Annotated in this window: 22 protein-coding genes and 4 pseudogenes; 9 read left to right on the top strand and 17 right to left on the bottom strand. The window is 43.1% G+C overall.

The genetic code is table 11. The features are described from left to right. Positions 1–13: 13 nt before the first annotated feature. Positions 14–922 carry an acetoin biosynthesis transcriptional regulator AlsR gene (alsR, locus tag ACNFN4_RS07330; RefSeq protein ID WP_007407528.1) on the top strand — a complete coding sequence of 303 codons (909 nt, stop codon included), beginning with the start codon at positions 14–16 and terminating at the stop codon, positions 920–922. Between the two features lie 195 nt (positions 923–1,117). Beyond that, positions 1,118–2,449, top strand: coding sequence for an arsenic transporter (locus tag ACNFN4_RS07325; RefSeq protein ID WP_012118610.1), 1,332 nt, complete (start codon positions 1,118–1,120; stop codon positions 2,447–2,449). Positions 2,450–2,497: 48 nt separating this feature from the next. On the opposite strand, the gene ACNFN4_RS07320 is transcribed toward ACNFN4_RS07325, so the two are convergent. The 3 genes from ACNFN4_RS07320 to ACNFN4_RS07310 all read right to left on the bottom strand — a co-directional run bounded on the left by ACNFN4_RS07320 (position 2,498) and on the right by ACNFN4_RS07310 (position 5,324). Beyond that, positions 2,498–3,172, bottom strand: a complete 675-nt coding sequence (locus tag ACNFN4_RS07320; RefSeq protein ID WP_007407530.1) for a hypothetical protein — start codon at positions 3,170–3,172, stop codon at positions 2,498–2,500. Between the two features lie 41 nt (positions 3,173–3,213). Next, on the bottom strand, positions 3,214–4,107 hold the full coding sequence (locus ACNFN4_RS07315; RefSeq protein ID WP_007407531.1) for a hypothetical protein: 894 nt from the start codon (positions 4,105–4,107) through the stop codon (positions 3,214–3,216). 122 nt (positions 4,108–4,229) lie between these two features. Beyond that, positions 4,230–5,324 carry a CotH kinase family protein gene (locus ACNFN4_RS07310; protein WP_007407532.1) on the bottom strand — a complete coding sequence of 365 codons (1,095 nt, stop codon included), beginning with the start codon at positions 5,322–5,324 and terminating at the stop codon, positions 4,230–4,232. A gap of 140 nt (positions 5,325–5,464) precedes the next feature. Between ACNFN4_RS07310 and cotG the strand changes: the two genes are divergently transcribed. From cotG to ACNFN4_RS07295, 3 genes are all read left to right on the top strand, one after another. Beyond that, entirely contained in the window at positions 5,465–6,034 is a 570-nt protein-coding gene (gene cotG, locus ACNFN4_RS07305; RefSeq protein WP_339073213.1) for a spore coat protein CotG, read from the top strand. 156 nt (positions 6,035–6,190) lie between these two features. After that, positions 6,191–6,811 carry a flavin reductase family protein gene (locus ACNFN4_RS07300; RefSeq protein ID WP_448200086.1) on the top strand — a complete coding sequence of 207 codons (621 nt, stop codon included), beginning with the start codon at positions 6,191–6,193 and terminating at the stop codon, positions 6,809–6,811. Between the two features lie 165 nt (positions 6,812–6,976). Beyond that, on the top strand, positions 6,977–7,321 hold the full coding sequence (locus ACNFN4_RS07295; RefSeq protein ID WP_448200085.1) for a DUF4181 domain-containing protein: 345 nt from the start codon (positions 6,977–6,979) through the stop codon (positions 7,319–7,321). A gap of 7 nt (positions 7,322–7,328) precedes the next feature. Here ACNFN4_RS07295 and ggt read toward each other — a convergent pair whose 3' ends face one another. Next, positions 7,329–8,906, bottom strand: a complete 1,578-nt coding sequence (gene ggt / locus ACNFN4_RS07290) for a gamma-glutamyltransferase (protein ID WP_448200084.1) — start codon at positions 8,904–8,906, stop codon at positions 7,329–7,331. 207 nt (positions 8,907–9,113) lie between these two features. Here ggt and ACNFN4_RS07285 point away from each other — a divergent pair, with 207 nt between their 5' ends. From ACNFN4_RS07285 to ACNFN4_RS07275, 3 genes are read left to right on the top strand one after another with little or no spacing between them, the layout of a single operon-like run. Next, positions 9,114–9,590 carry an Lrp/AsnC family transcriptional regulator gene (locus tag ACNFN4_RS07285; RefSeq protein WP_007407537.1) on the top strand — a complete coding sequence of 159 codons (477 nt, stop codon included), beginning with the start codon at positions 9,114–9,116 and terminating at the stop codon, positions 9,588–9,590. A gap of 13 nt (positions 9,591–9,603) precedes the next feature. After that, positions 9,604–10,194 carry a chromate efflux transporter subunit ChrB gene (chrB, locus tag ACNFN4_RS07280; protein ID WP_053285350.1) on the top strand — a complete coding sequence of 197 codons (591 nt, stop codon included), beginning with the start codon at positions 9,604–9,606 and terminating at the stop codon, positions 10,192–10,194. Then, on the top strand, positions 10,191–10,727 hold the full coding sequence (locus tag ACNFN4_RS07275) for a chromate transporter (protein ID WP_448200083.1): 537 nt from the start codon (positions 10,191–10,193) through the stop codon (positions 10,725–10,727). The genes chrB and ACNFN4_RS07275 overlap by 4 nt, the downstream gene beginning before the upstream one ends. A 26-nt stretch (positions 10,728–10,753) precedes the next feature. On the opposite strand, the gene ACNFN4_RS07270 is transcribed toward ACNFN4_RS07275, so the two are convergent. Both ACNFN4_RS07270 and ACNFN4_RS07265 read right to left on the bottom strand, forming a co-directional pair. Then, positions 10,754–10,972, bottom strand: coding sequence for a hypothetical protein (locus ACNFN4_RS07270; protein ID WP_017418770.1), 219 nt, complete (start codon positions 10,970–10,972; stop codon positions 10,754–10,756). Then, positions 10,969–11,514, bottom strand: coding sequence for a flavodoxin family protein (locus ACNFN4_RS07265; protein WP_022553894.1), 546 nt, complete (start codon positions 11,512–11,514; stop codon positions 10,969–10,971). Before ACNFN4_RS07265 ends, ACNFN4_RS07270 begins: the two co-directional genes overlap by 4 nt. Positions 11,515–11,636: 122 nt before the next feature. On the opposite strand from ACNFN4_RS07265, the gene ACNFN4_RS07260 reads away from it, so the two are divergent. Continuing rightward, entirely contained in the window at positions 11,637–12,518 is an 882-nt protein-coding gene (locus ACNFN4_RS07260) for a LysR family transcriptional regulator (RefSeq protein ID WP_017418769.1), read from the top strand. A gap of 87 nt (positions 12,519–12,605) precedes the next feature. On the opposite strand, the gene ACNFN4_RS07255 is transcribed toward ACNFN4_RS07260, so the two are convergent. The 11 genes and pseudogenes from ACNFN4_RS07255 to ACNFN4_RS07205 form a co-directional block, all read right to left on the bottom strand. Continuing rightward, positions 12,606–13,322 carry an endonuclease V gene (locus ACNFN4_RS07255; protein WP_061861605.1) on the bottom strand — a complete coding sequence of 239 codons (717 nt, stop codon included), beginning with the start codon at positions 13,320–13,322 and terminating at the stop codon, positions 12,606–12,608. Positions 13,323–13,414: 92 nt separating this feature from the next. Beyond that, a pseudogene (locus ACNFN4_RS07250) lies at positions 13,415–14,067 on the bottom strand (hypothetical protein). Positions 14,068–14,143: 76 nt separating this feature from the next. After that, positions 14,144–14,682: pseudogene (locus ACNFN4_RS07245) on the bottom strand (hypothetical protein). Positions 14,683–14,717: 35 nt separating this feature from the next. After that, a complete protein-coding gene (locus ACNFN4_RS07240) occupies positions 14,718–15,080 on the bottom strand; it encodes a hypothetical protein (RefSeq protein WP_022553898.1) in 363 nt (120 codons plus the stop codon). 663 nt (positions 15,081–15,743) lie between these two features. Further along, positions 15,744–16,253: a hypothetical protein gene (locus tag ACNFN4_RS07235; RefSeq protein WP_022553899.1), complete on the bottom strand. Its 510-nt coding sequence runs from the start codon at positions 16,251–16,253 to the stop codon at positions 15,744–15,746. A gap of 20 nt (positions 16,254–16,273) precedes the next feature. Then, positions 16,274–16,798, bottom strand: a pseudogene (locus tag ACNFN4_RS07230) (T7SS effector LXG polymorphic toxin); the annotation flags it as partial. Next, a pseudogene (locus ACNFN4_RS07225) lies at positions 16,752–17,308 on the bottom strand (HNH endonuclease); the annotation flags it as partial. The pseudogenes ACNFN4_RS07230 and ACNFN4_RS07225, both read right to left, overlap by 47 nt. 160 nt (positions 17,309–17,468) lie before the next feature. Next, positions 17,469–17,774, bottom strand: coding sequence for a hypothetical protein (locus ACNFN4_RS07220; RefSeq protein WP_012118628.1), 306 nt, complete (start codon positions 17,772–17,774; stop codon positions 17,469–17,471). A gap of 16 nt (positions 17,775–17,790) precedes the next feature. Continuing rightward, positions 17,791–19,536, bottom strand: a complete 1,746-nt coding sequence (locus ACNFN4_RS07215) for a ribonuclease YeeF family protein (RefSeq protein WP_448200082.1) — start codon at positions 19,534–19,536, stop codon at positions 17,791–17,793. A gap of 19 nt (positions 19,537–19,555) precedes the next feature. Beyond that, the gene (locus tag ACNFN4_RS07210) at positions 19,556–19,816 is read right to left on the bottom strand and encodes a YwqI/YxiC family protein (protein ID WP_007614257.1); all 261 of its coding nucleotides are present in this window, start codon (positions 19,814–19,816) and stop codon (positions 19,556–19,558) included. After that, positions 19,816–20,250, bottom strand: coding sequence for a DUF5082 family protein (locus ACNFN4_RS07205; protein WP_014419065.1), 435 nt, complete (start codon positions 20,248–20,250; stop codon positions 19,816–19,818). The genes ACNFN4_RS07210 and ACNFN4_RS07205 overlap by 1 nt, the downstream gene beginning before the upstream one ends. Between the last annotated feature and the right edge of the window lie 82 nt (positions 20,251–20,332).

Below are 20,332 nucleotides of genomic sequence, written 5' to 3'. Positions count from 1 at the left end.
GGAATGGATAAGGATGGAGCTTCGCCATCTTCAATACTTTATTGCCGTTGCCGAAGAACTTCATTTCGGCAAAGCTGCGCTTCGGTTAAATATGACACAGCCGCCTCTCAGCCAGCAGATCAAACAGCTTGAGAAGGAAGTCGGCGTGACCTTATTAAAGCGCACGAAACGGGTTGTAGAGCTTTCAGCTGCCGGAGAAAGTTTTTTAAAACACAGCAGAAACGCGATCGAAGAAATAGACAAAGCGATTGAAATGGCGCAGAGAACGGCGCGGGGAGAGCTCGGCCGCCTTGTCGTCGGTTTTGTCGGCTCGGCCACATATGAATTTCTGCCGCCGATCATTCGGGAATTCCGCGAAAAATTCCCCTCCGTCAAGCTTGATCTGCGTGAAATTTCTTCTTTCAGACAGCAGGAAGAACTTCTGAAGGGGAACATTGATATCGGCATCCTTCATCCGCCTTTACAGCATTCCGCGTTACATATGGAAAAGGTGCAGAGCAGTCCGTGCATTCTGGCCTTGCCGAAGCAGCACCCGCTTACCGCTAAACAGACAATCGACATTCAGGATTTAAAAAATGAACCGATTATCACACTGTCGAAAGAAACATGGCCGACTTTATACCTAGAGTTTGTAAACTACTGCGAGCAGGCGGGCTTCAAACCGAAAATCGTTCAGGAAGCGACGGAGTATCAAATGGTGATCGGATTGGTTAGTGCCGGCATCGGTGTAACCTTCGTGCCTTCTTCTGCTAAAAAGCTGTTTAATCTCGAAGTCGCCTACCGCGGCATTAATCAGGTGCAGCTCACGGCCGAATGGGTCATTGCCTACCGCAAGGATAATCAAAATCCGATTCTGAAACATTTTCTGGATATTATGAATAAACGCCAGGCTTTATTGCAGGCGGATAAGGAAAATGCATAAAAAAGAGGGCCGCCGAAAGCAGCCTCTTTTTTTTGTGCTTTTATGGATTTTTACTAAATTGGTAGAAACGCTCAGTACACCTTACGACCTGTACCCGTATACATACAGTACAACTGATCAGGAGGGATAAAAATAACGGGGCGGCAATGACCCATCTAAAAGGAGGCAGAACACATTACACATATTACCGTCATTTTGACCCTGATTTCTTTCTTTGTGACCATTATTTTTATATTTTGGAGGCCCGGGGGATTAAATGAAGCCGTTCCGGCGTCGCTGGGCGCCATTCTCGTTTTGTTATGCGGAACCGTTTCCTTTCATGATTTGGGGGATATAGGGTCAAAAGTCACCGGAGCATCAATAACCATTATCTCCACAATGATTATGGCAATCGCGCTGGAAAGCTTCGGTTTTTTTAACTGGGCGGCGGCCAAACTGCTTCACCGCGCCAAGGGATCGGGCATTCGGCTTTTTTGGCTGACCAACCTGCTCTGTTTTTCAATGACGCTTTTTCTGAATAATGACGGCAGCGTCTTAATCACCACTCCTATTTTACTATTGGTCTTACAATATCTCGGACTTAAAAGACATCAGAAAACACCGTATTTAATAAGCGGCGTATTAATTGCGACAGCCGCAAGCACCCCGATCGGCGTCAGTAATATCGTCAATTTAATTTCTCTCAAAATGATAGGCATGGACCTTTATTTGTACACCAATATGATGTTTATCCCCGGCACGCTGGGACTGGTGTTTATGGCCTTTCTGCTGTTTGCCGTTTTTTACCGCCGTTTGCCGAAACAGCTCCCCGATATTCCGGTTCATTTTGACTCGCTGGAACACAAACGATATCATCCGCTTCAGCCTCCGCCAGACCCGACCCAAAACAGCCGTACGAACATCATGTTTTGTGTTTTGGCATTTGTATTGTTCGTCCGGATCAGTCTGTTTGCAGCTTCTTACAACGGCATATCCGTTTCGCTCGTGGCTGTCATCAGTTCAGTCATCCTGCTTGGCTGGAGATGGTTTTATTTAAAAATCGGACCGGCAGATTTATTAAGGAAAGCGCCTTGGCATATCTTTATTTTTGCCTTCACGATGTACATTATCATCTACGGACTGCATAATATCGGACTGACGGCGCTGCTTGTTCAGTCTATTGAGCCTTATGTCTCACAAAGCATTGCCCACGCTGCATCTATTATGGGCATTGCTACATCCGTCCTCTCTAATTTGTTCAATAACCATCCCGCCTTAATGATCAGCACTTTGACCTTAACTGAAATGTCCATCGACCCATTAACCGTAAAAATCATTTATCTGGCTAATATTATCGGCAGTGATATCGGATCATTGCTTCTGCCGATCGGGACATTAGCCACGCTGATCTGGATGCATATCATCAGACAGCACGGCGAAAAAGTTTCTTGGTCAGAATATATCAAAACGACCATTATCGTTGTCCCTCTCACTGTCGTGTTTACCATTACCGTTTTATATGTTTGGATCAGTTGGATTTACCTTTAGCTCCCATGAAAAAAACTGCCTGCTGTATAAGAGAGGCAGTTTTATCATTTATGGCAGGTGCATGGTTTTTAAATGATTCAATTTCCAAAAAACAGTATCGCCGTCTGCATTGGTCAATTCAAGAATATTATCTGAGACATCCTGCAACAGCCCCACTTTATTCGGTATATCTCCTAAATCCAGAATAATCAGCTTCCCGATATATCTTTTTAATTGTTCCTCAAAATTCCGGACAAGGGGCACATTAGCGGGAACAACCGGCAGCTCTGAACTGTTTAATGTATACGGCGTCTGCTCATCGGAATAGGGTGTCAGCCATTTCAAATGATGCATCGAGATGAAAAGAGTCTTATAAACCGGAGAGAAGAAAACAAAATAATCATTTAAAACACTTGTCACATACCCATGAATGGAACGGTCTCCCGTAACAAATATTTCTGTGAATCTGCCTTTTATATGCTGGAGGGTATTCCGGTAAGAAAAGGAATGTTCCTGTTTTTCGGGATGCGGACTTTTTTTTCTTGCGTACGGTTCTTTATTCTCTTCGTCCGGGAGCGTCAATGTCATCCGCTGAAGGTGCAGCAGCGGAATATAAAGAAACGTCCGGCCGTCATGAATCACAATGATATCCTGACCGATATCCAAAAGAGTTCCTGAAAATGTCGTATTCCCCGATATCTCAATATCGACTTGTTTATCCAGAAATCTGCTTAATCCAGCCATTTCATTCCCCCCTCTCCCGCGTTTACGGACAATCTTTCCAATCATTTACGGCCGCGTTTCCACCGATAATCTATTGTCCTTAATACAGTGGCGTAGCTATAAGAGTTCTCTTCCTCCCGTTTTGAGGATCGAACGGATCTTGATGATCTTTTCGACTTTTTAGAGGAAGTACGCTGCTCTTCGCGTGATTCTTCTTCATGCGGCTTTTCTTCTTCGGCGCTCTCTTTCTCACCTTTATTCTCGTCGTCTTTATTCTCCTCTTTTTTAGCTGCTCCTTTTGCCCCTTCGCTGATGCTCTTGATATGAAAAGGATAGATCCGCAGCACTTCTTTATCTTTCACAAGAGTGTAGTGGCCGTCGGAATTATCCACAAGTATACCTTCAACTGCTTCAGGACCTCCGCGGTTGATGGATACCCATTTGTGGATCAGGCGTTTAAATATGCCGTGAAAATCATCAGCCATTTCAAATTCCGGGCGCTCCTCCTCTTGGCCGTCCTCTTCTTGTTCCGCGCTGATGCTTTTGACATGGTCGGCGTTAAAATATACAATTCCGTCATCTTCTGTTTCCAGCACGAGAAAATCATCCCCTGTTTCGTGAAGCTTTCCTCTTTTCGATTCCGGACCTCCCTGATTCAATTGCACCGTGCGATTGGTCATCCGGCTGATCAGGTCTTGAAAATCATCAGCTTTTTCACATTCTGCCGCTTCGGCCGGCGATACGGTTTCACTCGTATTTTCCGTCACACTTTTCACGTGTTTCCATTGATAATAAACGATTTTATTATCAACCTGAAGAGCGATATAATCCGATTGAATGTCTGCTAATCTCCCTGTCTTGGACTCCGGGCCTCCCCGGTAGACAGTAATCACTTTTCCTTCCATTGCATGCAAAAAGTTGTCATCAGACCGCTGCCGCTTCGTATTGCGTTTCATCTATTGTCCTCCTAGTCATTTTTCTCATAATGTAAAAAGCATAATGCATATATACGTATCACGATTATTTTCGGGAACTGATTCACCAGCCTATTTGTAAAAAATCTTTCTTCATTTCCAAATCAGATATTCCACCGCTCTAACTCACTGCTGATGAAGGCTGACCGCTCCTTAATGTATTCGCAAATCACTTCAGGCTCCCGGTCAAAGCAATCAATCTCTTCTTTCTTATATGGATCCTTCGCGACATGCGGCCTGATCTGCTCATACAGTGACATGACCTTCGGCTTCATATGTTCAATAGTAAACCGGGTCTGAAGCGTCTCTTCCAAAAGCCGTTTGTACGCTTTGCGGAAATACGGTTCATCCAGAAGCCTTGCAGTCAAGGTATTAAACCCTTGTATTCTGACATAATCGGCCTCCATCCGATCACCATGAATGTCTCTTCCCCACGTCGCATCGTAATCCCACGGAATGACTTCAAAAAGTCCCGTTTCATGATTCCGGTACAAAGCGTAATTATGAACAAATCCATCGTAGTTTGAGGTAAACACGATGCCCGCAAGCCACCTCAAATACTTATCGACGTCCAAGTGTTTGACGATCTCCCCCTTGAACTCTGACTTCGGCACGGTATTAATTTTATAGATCATATCCTGCAAGTATAAATCGTCTTCTTTCGTTCCCGTTTTCTTTTCATAACCAAGTTCGAGCGATGTTTTCGTATCCCGCTCCAGATCACTGACGAGGGAGAAATTGGCGTCGTCATCAACCGCGTAAAAAACAGCGCCGTCCGCCAAATTCCGTTTCGCCAGAAAATATTCATCCACTGACTCCAGCTCAAGATACACCCCCTCATGTCTGCCATTGATTTGCAGGGTTACGAAATTCGCCTTTGGTGACAGCGTCCCAAGCTCCGCGAAGAAATCGAGAGACAGCTTATTCCGCATCATCGACGGATCTTTGTATTCAGCGTTTAAATGTATCTCTTTCGCCCTGCGAAATGTTTTCGGCGAATAAAAAGCGATATGATACGATTTTTTCTTAAAATCTCTTATATGAGAGCCGCGGTACGCCAGATCAATGTCAAGCCGTTTTTGATTCACTCTCAGCACCGCGGGCACCGGATCATCATCCCAAATGTCTTTTTTCAGCTCCATTAAGTCTTTCGGGTGAATAAACAGCTGGTATAGAGGCAATGTTGATTGGTCTTTCATCGGTAAACCTCCCTGTATTAATTTAGGCTGTGCTTTTTATATAAAACTCAGCGAATCACACATACACTTTTTTCATTCATGCGTACTATGTGGTAGTAAGGATCGCATCCTTAAAACATATATCATGAGGAGGTTTCAAAATGGGCCACTATTCCCATTCTGATATCGAAGAAGCAGTAAAGTCCGCAAGCACCGAGGGATTGGAAGATTATTTGTACCAAGAACCAAAAAGCAGTAAGAAGAGAAAATCTCGCAAGCATAAAAAATCCCGTTCTCACAAAAAATCTCGCAGCCATAAAAAATCGTGCCGCTCTCACAAAAAATCTCGCAGCCATAAAAAATCGTGCCGCTCTCACAAAAAATCTCGCAGCCATAAAAAATCCCGTTCTCACAAAAAATCTCGCAGTCATAAAAAATCCCGTTCTCACAAAAAATCTCGCAGCCATAAAAAATCCCGTTCTCACAAAAAATCTCGCAGCCATAAAAAATCGCGCCGCTCTCACAAAAAATCTCGCAGCCGTAAAAAATCATGCCGGTCTCACAAAAAATCTCGCAGCCACAAGAAATCATGCCGCCGCAAGAAAAAACGCACGCAGAAAAAACCTTATCGTCCTCATAAAAAAGACCCTTGCAAAAAAGACGATTACTGCAGCAAAACAGAGTACTGGAAAGACGGGAACATCTGGGTTGTAAAGAAAAACTACAAGTAACACCATTCGTAAATAGGCTGCCGGCTAAACGGAAGCCTTTTTCCTCAATCAGATATATGCCACGTGATAAGATATGCAGCCGGTTTTCTTTTGTTGTGTTTCCGAATTTTCTTTCTGTATAATCAGGTCATACGATAAAGAAAGGCGGCCGAAATCATGCATATCTTACGAGCAGACGAACTGAACGCAAAAGACACTTACAAATTGCTTTCGGGCACAGTTGTTCCCCGGCCGATCGCATTTGTCACTACGCGGTCATCCATCAACGGCGCCGTAAACGCGGCGCCCTTCAGTTTCTATAACGTTGTCTCCGCAGAACCGCCGCTTCTGGCCATCTCAGTCAGCCGCGCGGACGGTCGGCAGAAAGACACCGCGAGAAACGCAATCGCTCATCGGGAATTCGTGGTGCACGTCAGTGATGAGTCCATTATTGAAGACATTAACAAAACGGCGGCAAGGCTTGATCCTGATGTCAGTGAACTTGGCATGACAGACTTTTCTGTGACAAACAGCGCTTGCATCAGCGTTCCCGGTATAAAAGAAGCAAAAGTGAGGTTTGAATGTATACTCGAACGCCATCTTCCGTTCCAAAATGACAGCGGAGAAACGACGACAGACCTCATCATCGGCAGAGTCGTTTGTTTTCATTTGAATGACCAAGTATATGACGCCGATAAAGGCTACATACGGACAGATGAGCTGAAGCCTGCGGCAAGGCTCGCGGGGAACGAATACGCCAGACTCGGGAAGACATATACACTTGTACGCCCGACCTGAAGCAGGAACCATTATAATAGAAGAAACTAGTCAAAAAGACCCCTTTCGTAAGGGGTCTTTTTTGAGTCTTTTACCATGTAACTCAGCCTAATGTCTTGTAGAATGCCGAAACTTACAAGGTCCTCACCCGTATGAAACGAGTGGCACATTTTTAGGAGGCAGACGATGGATTTCACTCAGTTACTGATTTTTTCAGCCGTATTTATTTTGCTCAGCCTTATGTTTCAAGTATTTGCCGTCAAAGTTCTCAATTTGCCAAAGCCTGTTAAAAAGCAGAAGCCGATAAACGGCACACATCGATTAATCGAAATCACACTGCTTATTACGGGCATCGCAGCGGTGAATTTTTTCAATGAAATGTACGTATTTGCGGGAGTTGTTTTCATGCTATTTTGCTGCAGCGGTATAATGAAATGGCGGCACCGGCGGGAGGAAAAGCAATATGTGTACGATTCGTTTTACGCAGGTCTTTCCGCCGCGCTTGGCGTGCTTATTTTTTTCATCAGTTAGCGCAGCTCTATACTCCTGCGGCCGCTCCGTCGCCGCGCGGGTCGGCCCCGCCTTGGAGAAAGCCTTCTTCATCAATGACGATCGCTGCCGCATGGCCCATAAGCCCGTCGAAATCACCAACGGTCTCGACGCGGTGGCCGCTCTGCCTTAGGGCTTCTCTTGTTTCAGGGCTGATTCTGCTTTCAACCCTCAGCCCTTCATACTCCTCTCCCCATGTCCGTCCCCAGACCCAGCGCGGCTCATTGATCGCCTGCTGGGGGTTCATTTTGTAATCAATGATGCGCGTAATCATCGCTGTCTGAGTTTGCGGCTGGCCTTCTCCTCCCTGGGTTCCGTACAGGATGTGCGGCTTTCCTTCTTTACAGGCCATCGCCGGCATGAGGGTGTGGAACGTCCGCTTGCCGGGTTCAAGTGTATTGACATGGGATTCGTCCAGCGAAAAAAATGACCCGCGGTTTTGCAGCAGAATGCCCGTCTCCCCCGCTGTAACGGCAGATCCGAACTCGAAATAGAGGCTCTGAATAAAGGAAACGGCATTTCCTTCCGCATCGGCGACGGCGGCATAAGCAGTGTCGCTTCCGACCGGCCGGCTTACCGCCGGCGCAGCCACGTTACCGATTTCTTCCGCAAGCTGCTTTGCATACCGTTTATCAAGCAGCTGATCCAGCGGAATATGAGAAAATGCCGGATCAGTCAGCACTTCATTCCGGTGCTGAAAACTCTTCTTCAGCGCCTCGATCAGCAGATGATAATAGTCAAAGGAACCGTGTTCGATCTGAGAAAAATCATAGTTTTCCAATATATTGAGCGTCATTAAGCCTGTAAAGCCCTGTGAATTCGGCGGAGCCTGATAGATTTTGCACCCGCGGTAATCGGAGGATACCGGGTTCGTCCACTCGCCGCGGTGGGCTTTAAAGTCATCAAGTGTCAGACGGCCGCCGTTGTTTTGCAGAAAGGATGTGATGCGTTGAGCGAGGTCTCCTTCATAAAAAGCGCTTCTGCCTTTCTCGGCAAGCTGCTCCAAGCTGGCCGCCAGATCCTTCTGGACAAACCGTTCACCGGGCATGGGCGCTTTTTTGTTTCTCGTAAAAATGGCCGAGGTGTAAGGCGTCGAGGCTAAAAGAGCGAGATTGCGTTCTGTGTGGGCGCACTGGTCGGCGGACACCGGAAATCCGTTTGCCGCATAATCAAGAGCTGGCTTCAGCACCTCAGCGAGCGAAAGACGCCCGTACGCCGAAAGCACGGCATCCCAGCTGTCCGCCATTCCCGGAACGGTAATGGCGCTTTCTGTCCCGCGCAGAGGGATCGCTTCTCTGCCCCGATACAAGTCTCTCGTCACATGCTTCCCTGAACGTCCGCTCCCGTTATAAGCTTTGATTCGTCCCGTTTCTTTATGGTAAGTGAGCCAAAATGAATCCCCGCCAAGACCCGTCATATGCGGATACACAACTGCCAGACAGGCGCTGACCGCCACTGCCGCGTCAAACGCGTTTCCTCCCTTTTCCAGAATGCCGGCCCCCGCCTGAGAAGCGAGATAATGCGGACTGACGACCATTTGTTTCGTTCCGATGGTTGAAGTATTCATGGCAAGCCCCTTTACAAATTTTCTCAAGTATAAAAAGCGGCTTCGCGGCCATCCACATTCCTGAAAGAAAATCTCACACACTATTTACTTTTCGATAAGAAATAATTCTAAGTTATTACGTATCGAAAACAATAAAAAATTTCTCCCTTCATACCGTAATGTTTCATGATACAATAATGTCTACCAAATGAAGGAAGGTGAAGCGGGTTGGAACATGAATACAGCATTCCGAATCTTGTCCTTGATGAAACGGATAAACAGATTCTTTCGATTTTGCACGAGGAAGGGAGGATTTCCTATACAGACGTAGGAAAGCGGGTTAACCTGTCGCGAGTGGCGGTTCAGCACCGCATTCAGCATTTACTGGATGCCGGTGTGATTGAAAAATTCACCGCTGTCATCAACCCGGCGAAAATCGGCCGTCATGTGTCCGTGTTTTTTAATGTGGAGGTGGAGCCGCAGTATTTGGAGGAAACCGCATTAAAGCTTGAAAAGGAGCCGGCCGTGACAAGCCTTTATCACATGACCGGACCGAGCAAGCTGCATATGCACGGCATTTTCGCAAATGATCAGGAAATGGAAGAGTTTTTGACAAAACGGCTCTATACGCAAAAAGGCGTCGTCAGCGTCGACTGCCAAATGCTGATTAAACGGTATAAAAGCAGAACGGGCATGAAGCTGTAAGGAGGACATAGCCATGAAACATCCCTATTGGGACATTACGGCGGCGATGGTCCGAACGGGCATTCTCGGATTCGGGGGCGGACCGTCGGTGATCCCGCTCATCCGCCATGAAGCCGTCAATAAATACAAATGGATAGATGATGATGAATTCGGAGAAATATTAGCCATCGCTAATGCGCTTCCCGGACCGATTGCCACAAAAATGGCTGCGTATCTGGGCTTCAAGCTGAAAGGCACGTTAGGCGCAATCTTGGCAATCCTCGCCCATATTCTGCCTACATGTCTTGCTATGGCAGGCTTGTTTGCCGCTGTCAATGTCTTAAGCCACTCAGCGGTTGTTGCCGGCATGATTGGCGCCGTCACGCCGGTGATCGCCGTCATGCTCGGCATCATGGCGTACGAGTTTGGCCAAAAAGCGCTTAAAGGTTTCGGCTGGGTCACGGGCATCCTGTTTTTTATCATCGCTTTTATCGGCCTGCAAACGTTACAGATCAATCCCGGCTTTGTCATTATCATTTTCTTGGCGTACGGCGCGTTTCATTTTAAATTAAAGGACAAAATCACAAATAAACGTTCAAAAGATAAAGGAATGTCGGCCTCATGATCATGATTTATATATTTATGGCGTTTTTTGTCGCAAACGTACTCGGATATGGAGGCGGACCGGCGTCGATCCCGCTGATGTTTGAAGAAGTCGTCAACAGATACAGCTGGCTCTCAAAAGATCAATTCTCAAATATGCTCGCACTTGCGAACGCATTGCCGGGCCCGATCGCAACCAAAATCGCGGCGTATGTCGGCTACAGCGCAGGCGGGTGGCCCGGGTTCCTGATTGCGCTGATCGCCACTGTCGTACCGTCGGCGCTCGCATTGATCGTCCTCTTGCGCATCATTCAGCGCTTCCGCCAATCCCCTGTCATCAAAGGTATGACGCTGTCCGTCCAGCCTGTCATCGCCGTCATGATGCTTATTCTTACCTGGCAAATCGGCGCAGACGGCATCAAAGCGATCGGCTGGGTTCAAGCGATAGTGATTGCGGGGATTTCCCTTCTTGCCTTGACAAAATTCAAGATGCATCCGGCCTTCCTGATTGTCGCGGCGTTTTTGTATGGAGGGCTTGTGGTTCCTCATTTATAAAGAAAAGCACCTGGACAGGTGCTTTTTTATTTTGGCCCAGAAATACCATTTGATATGACAACTGTTTCTTCGCCTGCATCACTCTTGATGATTTGCTTGACTTGCAGCGTTGCGCCTGCCATTCTCACAAATTGCTGAACCTGAGGCGAATTGGTTTCAGCCTGTATCCAAACAGAAGTCGGCGCTTTCCAAGCTAAAAAGAGTGCGAGTATCAACATACCAGAGATAACCAGCAGCAGCTTCATATCGCATCACTTCTTTTCAATAAACGGCTCGCCGCGGACAGCGCCTGATGATCATGAAGAATATCACCGGGACGATTGCCTTCTCCCAGCACATAGCCTTTAAAGGACATCCCCATAAAATGAAAAATATGTTCAAATTGCTGAATCAGCGGCAGCCCTTTTAGTTTAGGATTGTCTCCTCCCACTGCTGTTACATATGCCTGCTTCGCCGACATTTGCTGTTTAAAATCAGGAAACCTCGGATCTCTCAGCGTCTGTGACCAGCGATCAATAAACAGCTTTAATGTCCCTGACATGCCAAACCAATAAATTGGGGTGGCGAATACAAGAATATCGCACGGCAATATCCGCTCAATGATAGAATCGCAGTCATCTTGAACAGGACGAAAGCCGCCTTGGGCGTGACGCAGATCTTCAATTGGCTGGAGCCGATATTTCCGCAAATGAATGTGCTCCGCATCGAATCCTTGAACAGCCTTCTCCGCAAGAATATCCGTATTTCCGCCAGACCTCGTTCCGCCATGAATAACCGCAATTTTCATGATGCATCTGCTCCTTTGTTTACGAATGATTTTCTTCATCATATAATGGATTCATCAATCAATACAGATGATTATTTCGATTATTCCAATCGGTAAAACCAATTTAGAAAGGGTGAGAACATATGGAATTGAAGCAGCTGATCACCTTTATTACCGCAGCAGAACATGTAAACTTCACCTTAACCGCCAAGATGCTTAACTATGCACAATCAAGCGTTACCTCTCAGATCAAATCACTTGAAGAAGAAATCGGGACTCCTTTATTTGAACGGCTCGGCAAGCGGCTCATCCTGACAGAAGCCGGCAAAACATTCAAATCCTATGCGGAGAAGATCATTGCGTTAACAGAAGAAGCAAAAATGGCCGCAAATCAAGTAAGAGAAACAACCGGAACCTTGAAAATCGGCGCGACGGAAAGCCAGTGCACATACCGCCTTCCGCCTATCATAAAAGAATTCAAACAGGCTTTTCCTCAAGTAAAGCTCATATTCAAACCGTATGTGTCCAACGAACAAGCGAAAGAACAGCTCTTACAGGGCCAGCTTGATATCACTTTCATTTTGGATGTGAACCGGACGGAAGACGCACTGCACGTTGAATCTTTGATTCAGGATGAGATCAAAATGGTAGCCGCCAATGACCATCCTTTTCCAGCAGACTCACCAGCAACATTGAAGGATCTTCAAAACGAAACCCTTCTGCTGACAGAGGACGGCTGTTCATACCGCACGCTCTTTGAGAACACTTTACATGACGCCGGAGTCTACCCTAACAAATTAGAATTCGTCAGCATAGAAGCCATCAAACAATGCGTGATGGCCGGACTTGGAATTGGACTATTGCCTGAAATGACAGTAAAAGACGATATTGCCGAAGGACGGATGAAAGAACTCAGCTGGCAGAATGAATGCCCTGTTTTTACTCAATTAGCATGGCATAAGGACAAGTGGATGTCTGCGCCATTAAAGGCTTTTATCGATTTGACGCGAAAAACATTCAAATAAAAACCTATCTGCAAGGACGACAAAGTTTTTAATAAAGCAGACACCAGACATACAAAAAAAACACTTGGTGGCTTAGAGCCCCAAGTGTTACACGTGATTTTTCCGATAAAACGTTCGCAAAACATGCGTTTCAAGGTCAGCCAGACGGACAGGGATCGGCAGCCTGCTTTCTCGATTGATCATTTTCATTGTGATCTGATAGCTGCTTTCTAAATCAATGTTATGTCCGCAAGACAAGAAGATAGGCTTCACGTCCCGCCGTGTACGCAGCGCCCGGCCATATACCTCGCCGTCAATGAGAATATCGGTGTAGGCGCCGACTTCATTTTCGGGCATCACGAAATCGCAGCCTTTAATTTTGAGATAGGTTTTCGCAATCCCAATCGTCGGCTTACCCAGAAAAAAAGCCGCATGGGTGGCAACGCCCATATGATTGTAATGCAGATATCCGTTGCCATCAAACAAAAACACATCCGGCTCCGCCTCCAGCTTTTCGGCCGCTTCAATGATCAGCGGCAGCTCGCGAAACGCAAGAAAACCGGAAACATACGGCACGCCGATTTTCCCCATGCTGTGCACTTTTTCAATCACTTCTTTTGTATCAGCTTCAATCACGATGATACTGCATACGCCGTACGGTTCCCCGTCCTGCTCCCAATAAGCGAGGTCGACGCCTGCGCAGGTGTTGACGGAGTCTGGGGTGATGGAATGAGATAGGTTAATTTTATGTATAAGGGATTGTTGTGTTCGAACAAAATCCGATTCATCTTTTAGATCAAAATCGTGAATTTGATGTATTTTCATTTCATTGGTTTTCCTCTCTAAAAATAGTCTTCGTGCTCAATCGTCCTGCGTTTCGATCTAACGAAGACTCCTTCAACAAATTATATCTTTTATTAAAATTCATTTTTCATTTCTTTCATAAAAATAAGGTCCAATTGTTTAAGTAATTCTTTAAGTTCAGTACACATAATATCTTCTAAAGGATTTTCCCAATCTTCGTTTTTTATCAGTTCAATGCCATAACTGCCGTTTGGATCGCCTTCTGGGTACCACCCTACATCAAGCAGCAAATTTTTAGTTTTATGAGAAATCTGCAGGAGGTCTTGATTAAAGTCAAATAACCAAGCATCATCATTTTCCTCTAGAGTTTTAGGCTCAGTTCTTTTAATGTAATATAATCAACAGTCCAGCCCGCCGGTATCTTAAGCCTTAAGAAATTGGGAACATATTGGCTTAGCTGTTGCAAACCCTCTAAAACCCCACTTCCCACAGTCCAGATTTGATATTCTAACTCTTCCAATAATTGTTCCATTTCATTAAAAGAGTCTTCTTTATAAATCTTATCTGCTTTTAAGCCCGCTACTTTGACATGATATTGATCATTTTCAAATATTGCCTTAATAACAGCATTACGTTTTTCATTTTGTAGTTTTAGCAGTTCATATTTTTCTTCCATTCTTTTTTCTGAATTTAAATTGTTCTGTACTACAGACCAGCCATTACAGATTTTCAATGGCTGCAATTGAGAAATTTGATTTCTGTCCATCCAGTTTCTCCTTGTACTCCACATTGTTATACTATCTATAAAAAAACTTGCCGATGACAACAGGGCAAGCTCTTAACTATAGCAATTCTAATACATCAGTAAACAAGGCATCTCCTAATGTTAATCTCCTATTGAAAGACTGTATATGGGGCAATTCACTCCCCTTATACACAGTATCGTAGTAATCATACAAATACTGAGTTCGATAAACCCTTTCTCTTGCATTACTTTATTGATATAGTTCGTTCCCTGAATGAATTCTAAAGATTCAGCGGTACCTACAATATCATAAGCCCCGTCGATTAATTCATGTCTAAGGGAATAACTATAATCTGGTACATAAACAGGAACCAGATTAGATACTTTCATATTGTTTTGCTGTTCTAGATGAAATCCATTTTCTCCAGAAAGATCTTGCATGTGGGATATTGATTTCTCCAGAAGGATTGTTTAAATCTCTAACTTCAATTTTTTTAGACTTTTTATTTGACTAAATTCATCAGGCACTTTTATTTTATCTGCACATTTGTTCTTGTACCATTCGTCTAATTCCCTATTCACAAATAGACGGTTAAGCAGTTCACCGATTTCAGGGTATTCATTAATAAATCTGATTCCATGTTCGAACTATTCCAGCCATTATTATTTAACTACTTCCACCAAGTTGTTGTTACTTGTTTTAAATAATATTCAATATATAAAATTACTTTTTTATAATCATCTGATGAAAATTCTTTAATAGGATCTTCCCAATCATTATTTTTGACTATTAAAACCAGATAGTTACCTTCAGGTGAAATGTCAGGAACCCAGCCTAAATCAAGCGTTATTGAGGATTGTTCATGATAAAGCTGCAACAAACTGTCTGTGAACAAAAACCAGGAATCATCATTCGGTTCTAAAGTTCTTGGATCTATTTCAACAAAATGATTATAATTCACTTTCCAACCTTGTGTTATTCTTAGGGGATGTAAATTTGCTTTTGGAACATCTAACTTAACATATTTTACCATTAACAGAACCTCTTTAGTTTTGTTTTAAACTATTTTCATGGTTTACCTTAGTAAATTCTAGCCTATTATTTTTTCTCCCTTTAAATTGGGTGTTTGTTGTTGAACCTATTCCATGACCAGCTTGATGCTCATTTGGGAATTTTGTAGAGTGGACAGCAGCTTTTTTTCCATCCGTTAACCAGAGTTTCCGTAGCTATCCATGTGAAATATAAAAGAGATATGAAGGCGTTTCTATTTTGCATTAAAACCTTCAAGATTTTTCAACTATACTATTAATTCCTTCAAAAATAATATCTCTCATAACTTCATTATTACTTTTAAAATTTCTTTCATTTTTTATTTTATTAAAAACTTGCTTGATAACCCCATCAATCATTATTGTTTGTTAACCCTTCAACGTCCTCTTCATCGCCTTCTTTTTAAACATTTCATTCAATATAATTAACTTCTGTTCTTGCGACATTACATTCTCTCCTTTACATTTTCGAATCATTTTATTTCACTTTTCACAAAACTTAAACTTTAATTTTTTTCTCTATAAATCAACAGTTTTGAATTAGTTTTACCATTAGTCCTGTAAAAGCTTGATCATTTGTAATGTTTTTTGCTTTCAAAAGGTAAAAACTAAAAAAGCAGGTACAATATAACTACCTGCTTTTTTACTTAAATTTTATTATCAAAGTTAATTTCTTTTACAAGGATAGCTTCGTTTCCGTACTCTTCAATGTCGGCCTTTAGCCAACTGCTTTCCTCTTCTCTATATTTATAAAATCTAAGTGTCGCAAAACCTTCATCAATACTTATAATCACAACAAATTTATGCTCAGGAAATTTTTCTTTTAAATGTTGTTCCCAACCGTCTACTATCTGAAACGCATAAAGTGAAATCTCTTCATCAGACAAATCACTGTAGTCTAAATAATCGTTTATGCGGAGCTCATTACACGATGCTTCATACCCCGTTTTATCCCCGTACATTTTCAAAATTCTATTCCAATTTATCGTTGTATTATCAGTTAACTCATACTCTAGATCTAGAATATAGCAATCGTCTACTTTAACTATATTAGGTGAAATAATATCCTTTAATTTAGATAGGTCAACTTTATTTGCATTACTCCGATCTTCAAGTCGTTCTTTTAGTCTTTTCATATTTTTATTTGTATATTCCATATATAATCTTCACTCCTATACTAAAATACAGGATCCTCACCTAAAAATTTCAATCCCTTATTTATAGCTTTCTGAACACTCTTGTCTTTAAGTACTTTTTGAATTTTGCTAGGTGCATCTTCACCTGTTTTTTGGTCATAAAACTTTTTTGTTTCCACATCAAAATACCATTTTTTATTACTTGGCTCGTGATAGTGAATTTGACCTTCTCTTTGCCCTGGATTTGGGTTTTCAATGTCTATTCTTTCTGTCTTCCCATTTTGCCATGTTGTCTTACTTGCAATTTTAGTTCCATATTGACCGAAAAGTTTCTTACTATTCCCGCCACCACTACCAGCCACCTTCACAATCCCAAGATCTTTCACAGCAGTCGTTTTTACATCAGCATGAATGATTGGGAAAGTTGCGCCATCCGGTGTGACAGTCTTGTGGACACGAATCTTTACATTCGTCGGTACTTTGAATTCTTTTACTTGGTCTAGAATCTTTTTCCCTTTTTCAACTTTTGATGCTTGTGGCGATTTTGCAAGCGGTATGCCTTTGTTTCAGGTTAAAAGCTCCTGCGTTTATTTCTCCTACACCACCAAGGTGTCCGAATTCACTATTTATTTTTGTTGGCACAAGTTGCATTGTTTTAACATCATTTAATTCATGCCATGTTAATTTATTTTTTTCTCGATATTTTTTTATATCTCTTGCACTAATTTTACCAGATTCCATCCAAATTGACTTGCTAACTCAGGTGAGCCATTAATTTGGTCAGCTAATTTTTGATCTGATTGAACAAAATTAGCTCGTCTGGCTTTCCCCCCATAAGTTCCTTTTCCTCCAAGCATATAGTTGATTTCAACTTGTGCTTTTGCTATTGGTGAAAAATCAGGTACTCCATTTTTATATTGAATACCTTTTATACCAGCCTCATCTAATATGCTTTTCAATTTAGGGTCTGGAGGTTTAAGCGTACTTAAAGATTCTCCCCTAATTCCTTCAAATTCAATCTTTGGATTGATCTGTGCAGGTGTTTGATTAATCCTTGATTCATACGATAGGGCATACATTTTAAAGTTATTTGTACGCACTCTATAATTTGGTAAAACATCATATAAGGCTTATAAGGATCACCTCTACTCTCTAAATAGAAAACAGTTTATTCGGCACTCACCCCCACTAAAAAAGCCTTAAAAGAAAATAAAAATCTTTTAAGGCTTTTCATTACTAGAGGTTATTGATTTTGTCTTTATAAACTTTTAAAATTGTTGTGTTTAAATCACTGATTTCTGAGAAATGCCATTCAAACGTCGTTAGAATTCTATGAAGTTCAAATAACATTTTCTCTATTTCATCACCATCGTTCTTATCCAATGAACCAAAATTGTTTAATATAATATCTAAATCTCTAGTTAACACCCTAAAATCCTCAAGGTTCTCGTACTGTTCATCTAAATCTTCTTTATTTACAATATTAATACTTGAATTAAGTTTATCTAGTATGTCCAATATTCCTTCTAACTTTTTATCCATATAAATTCCTCCACTATTATTTCCACCCCTTAACTACTCGTCCAAGTGCTTTCTTAGTCTTGTCAGGGTTTAAAGTACCATCTAAATTCAATACGTATTTCACATTTCCCGTCTTATCTATTACTTCTAAATGGTCTTTGTGTAATGCGTCAAGATAAACTCCATAACCCTTTTTCAGATATTGGTTATCAGTTTTCTTTTCCACCTTATATATTGATTGTCCATCGTACTTTACTTTTGATTTTGATAAGGAATTACTTATTTTTTTTCCAAATTCCATATCAAAAAACTCATTCATATTTGAAACAGGTTTAACAATACCCTTAATACCTTTACCACTACTAGCCATCTTCACAATTCCAAGATCCTTCACAGCCGTCTTTTCCACATCTACACGAACTGTCGGAATTCCGAACGTGAAGCCATCCGGAGTTACAGGGCGTTCTGCATACACGCGGACGTTGGTTGGGACTTTGAATTGTTTAACTTTTTCTAGTGTCTTGTTAGCTTTTTGAACTTTTGAATGGGTTGCAAGCGGTATGCCTTTGTTTACATGCTTCGCCAATGCACCGGCTCCAACCAAACTTAGCGCAGCTTCCAGCCCCCCTTGCTTCCGCTTCTCCTCAGACACTTTGTTTCCGAACATATCTCTGCCTGTGACGGCTTCTGAGAATCCGTTTGAGGCGACAAGGCCGTATGCGCCCATTTCTGTCATTTTGAGAATGTCTAAGGATTTTCCGGTTTTATAGGCATCTAAAGCATGTTCTGCGGCAATGACGGTTTTTCCGGTTTTGTAAATGGCTTTTCCGCCTTTGAAAGCGCGGCCCGCCCAGCCGACGACCGGTATGAATCCGGCGGCGGCCATCGCTCCTGCTGTGACGCGTTCTGCGGTGGAGAGTTTTTCGCCGGTCACCGGATCAACGCCTTCGGCTGCTCTTTTATAATCATAATAGCCGGTGACTTCGCCGGTAAAGTTGCAGATGCCGTCCCATGTTTTTTCGTACCATGGTTTATTGGCTTCTTCTTCAGCCTTTTCCTGAAGCCGTCTTGCTTCGGCCTGCTGGGCTTTTGCATCAATATAGCCCGTTCCCTGTTTTTCTGTCGCCATAACGCTTTTGTAGATTTCATTGCTGTGGAAGGCTTTTTTGTCATAGTACATAGGGGATGCGCTTTTCCCGTTGCTGGTGGCCTGCATGAGAACGGAATATTTGCTGAGCACTGCGTTGTCCAGAGATTCTAAGTTTTGATATTCAGCGGTCAGAGATTCATCAAGCGTATCGACTGCCGTGATCGTATCGCGTCTGGTTTTCTGGGCATCGCCCATTTTATCAGCGTAATCATCCAGCGTATATGTGTCGAGATGAATAATATCGCTGATGCCTGACAAAATTGAATCGATTTCTGCTTTATGAGCGGAGACAATCTCTGAAGCTTTCAAATCCGCGTTGGGCAGCTCATGCTCCAAAAATGAAGTCTCCGCATATGTATCGCTGAGTTCTTGATCTTTAATGTCACCTGAAATGCCATTTAAAAACGCAATTTGAGCAGAGACAAGCGTCAGCCAGCTGTCGGCGATTTCCGCTTGTCCCTGAAAAAAATCTTTTATATTGTCTGCGCCTTTCCCTTTCAAAGCATCACCCAGATCGGCCACGCCTTGAAAGGCTTGTTTGAGCGCACGCAGCTGCTCTTCAAGGGCTTCGTATTGTTTCCTTCTCTTATCTGCTTCGTCCGTTAACGATTGTGATTCAAACACTTTGCTCATCGGCAAGTCCTTTCTTTCGTTATTTTACGGCGATCGCCTCGTCCTGTTCTTTCAAAGAATCTACGTTGTCTTTAACGTCCGCGATATTCTTATGAACGGCCTGCTTGTATTCGCTGATCATCGATACAAGCTTTGCCTCGCGGGATTGGTACTTGGAGGTATAGTCGAGCTTGTTTTTTCCGTTTGAACCGGCGTTCCCGATCGAAACGGCCTCCAAAGCGCTGCTGACGGATTCAAGCTGCTTCATGACGGCTCCGTATTTGAGTTTTATTTCTGCCATTAAAACCAACTCCAGCTTCTTTTGATTGATTGTATTTTTTCTCCGACCGTGTCAAGGGCTTCTTCTCCCAGCGTCAGCAGGTGCTCTGCCTCTCTCGCGATGCTTCTGGCGGCAAGGAGCCCTCCTTTTTCAATTTCAAGCTGTGTCATCTTTAAGCCGATTCGGTAAATATAACCGTCGTATTTGTCTGTGACGATTCTGTATGCTTCTGTATGGGCCTGATCGCGCCGGTCATCAAATTCTTCAGCAAAAGTGCCGGTCCAATGATGGTCCAGGTGCGGCTTGAGGATGTCTCTGATTTCAGATACGCCCTCTTCCTGCAGAGATTCTATCTCTCTTTTCGCTTCTTTTAATTTATCAATTTGGTGTTCAACCTCGCCCAGTTTATGGCTGATCGTGCTGTTAATATGGCTTAATGTGCTTGAATGGCTCATCTGTTTTCACCTCGTCTTACGCAAAAAGTCGTACAAAAAGCACAGACTTTTCCACACTATATTTCCATATATTATATTTTAA

Source organism: Bacillus sp. N1(2025), assembly GCF_053470005.1.
The sequence above is the reverse complement of the archived record's forward strand: the minus strand, read 5'-3'. Positions and strand labels throughout refer to the sequence as shown.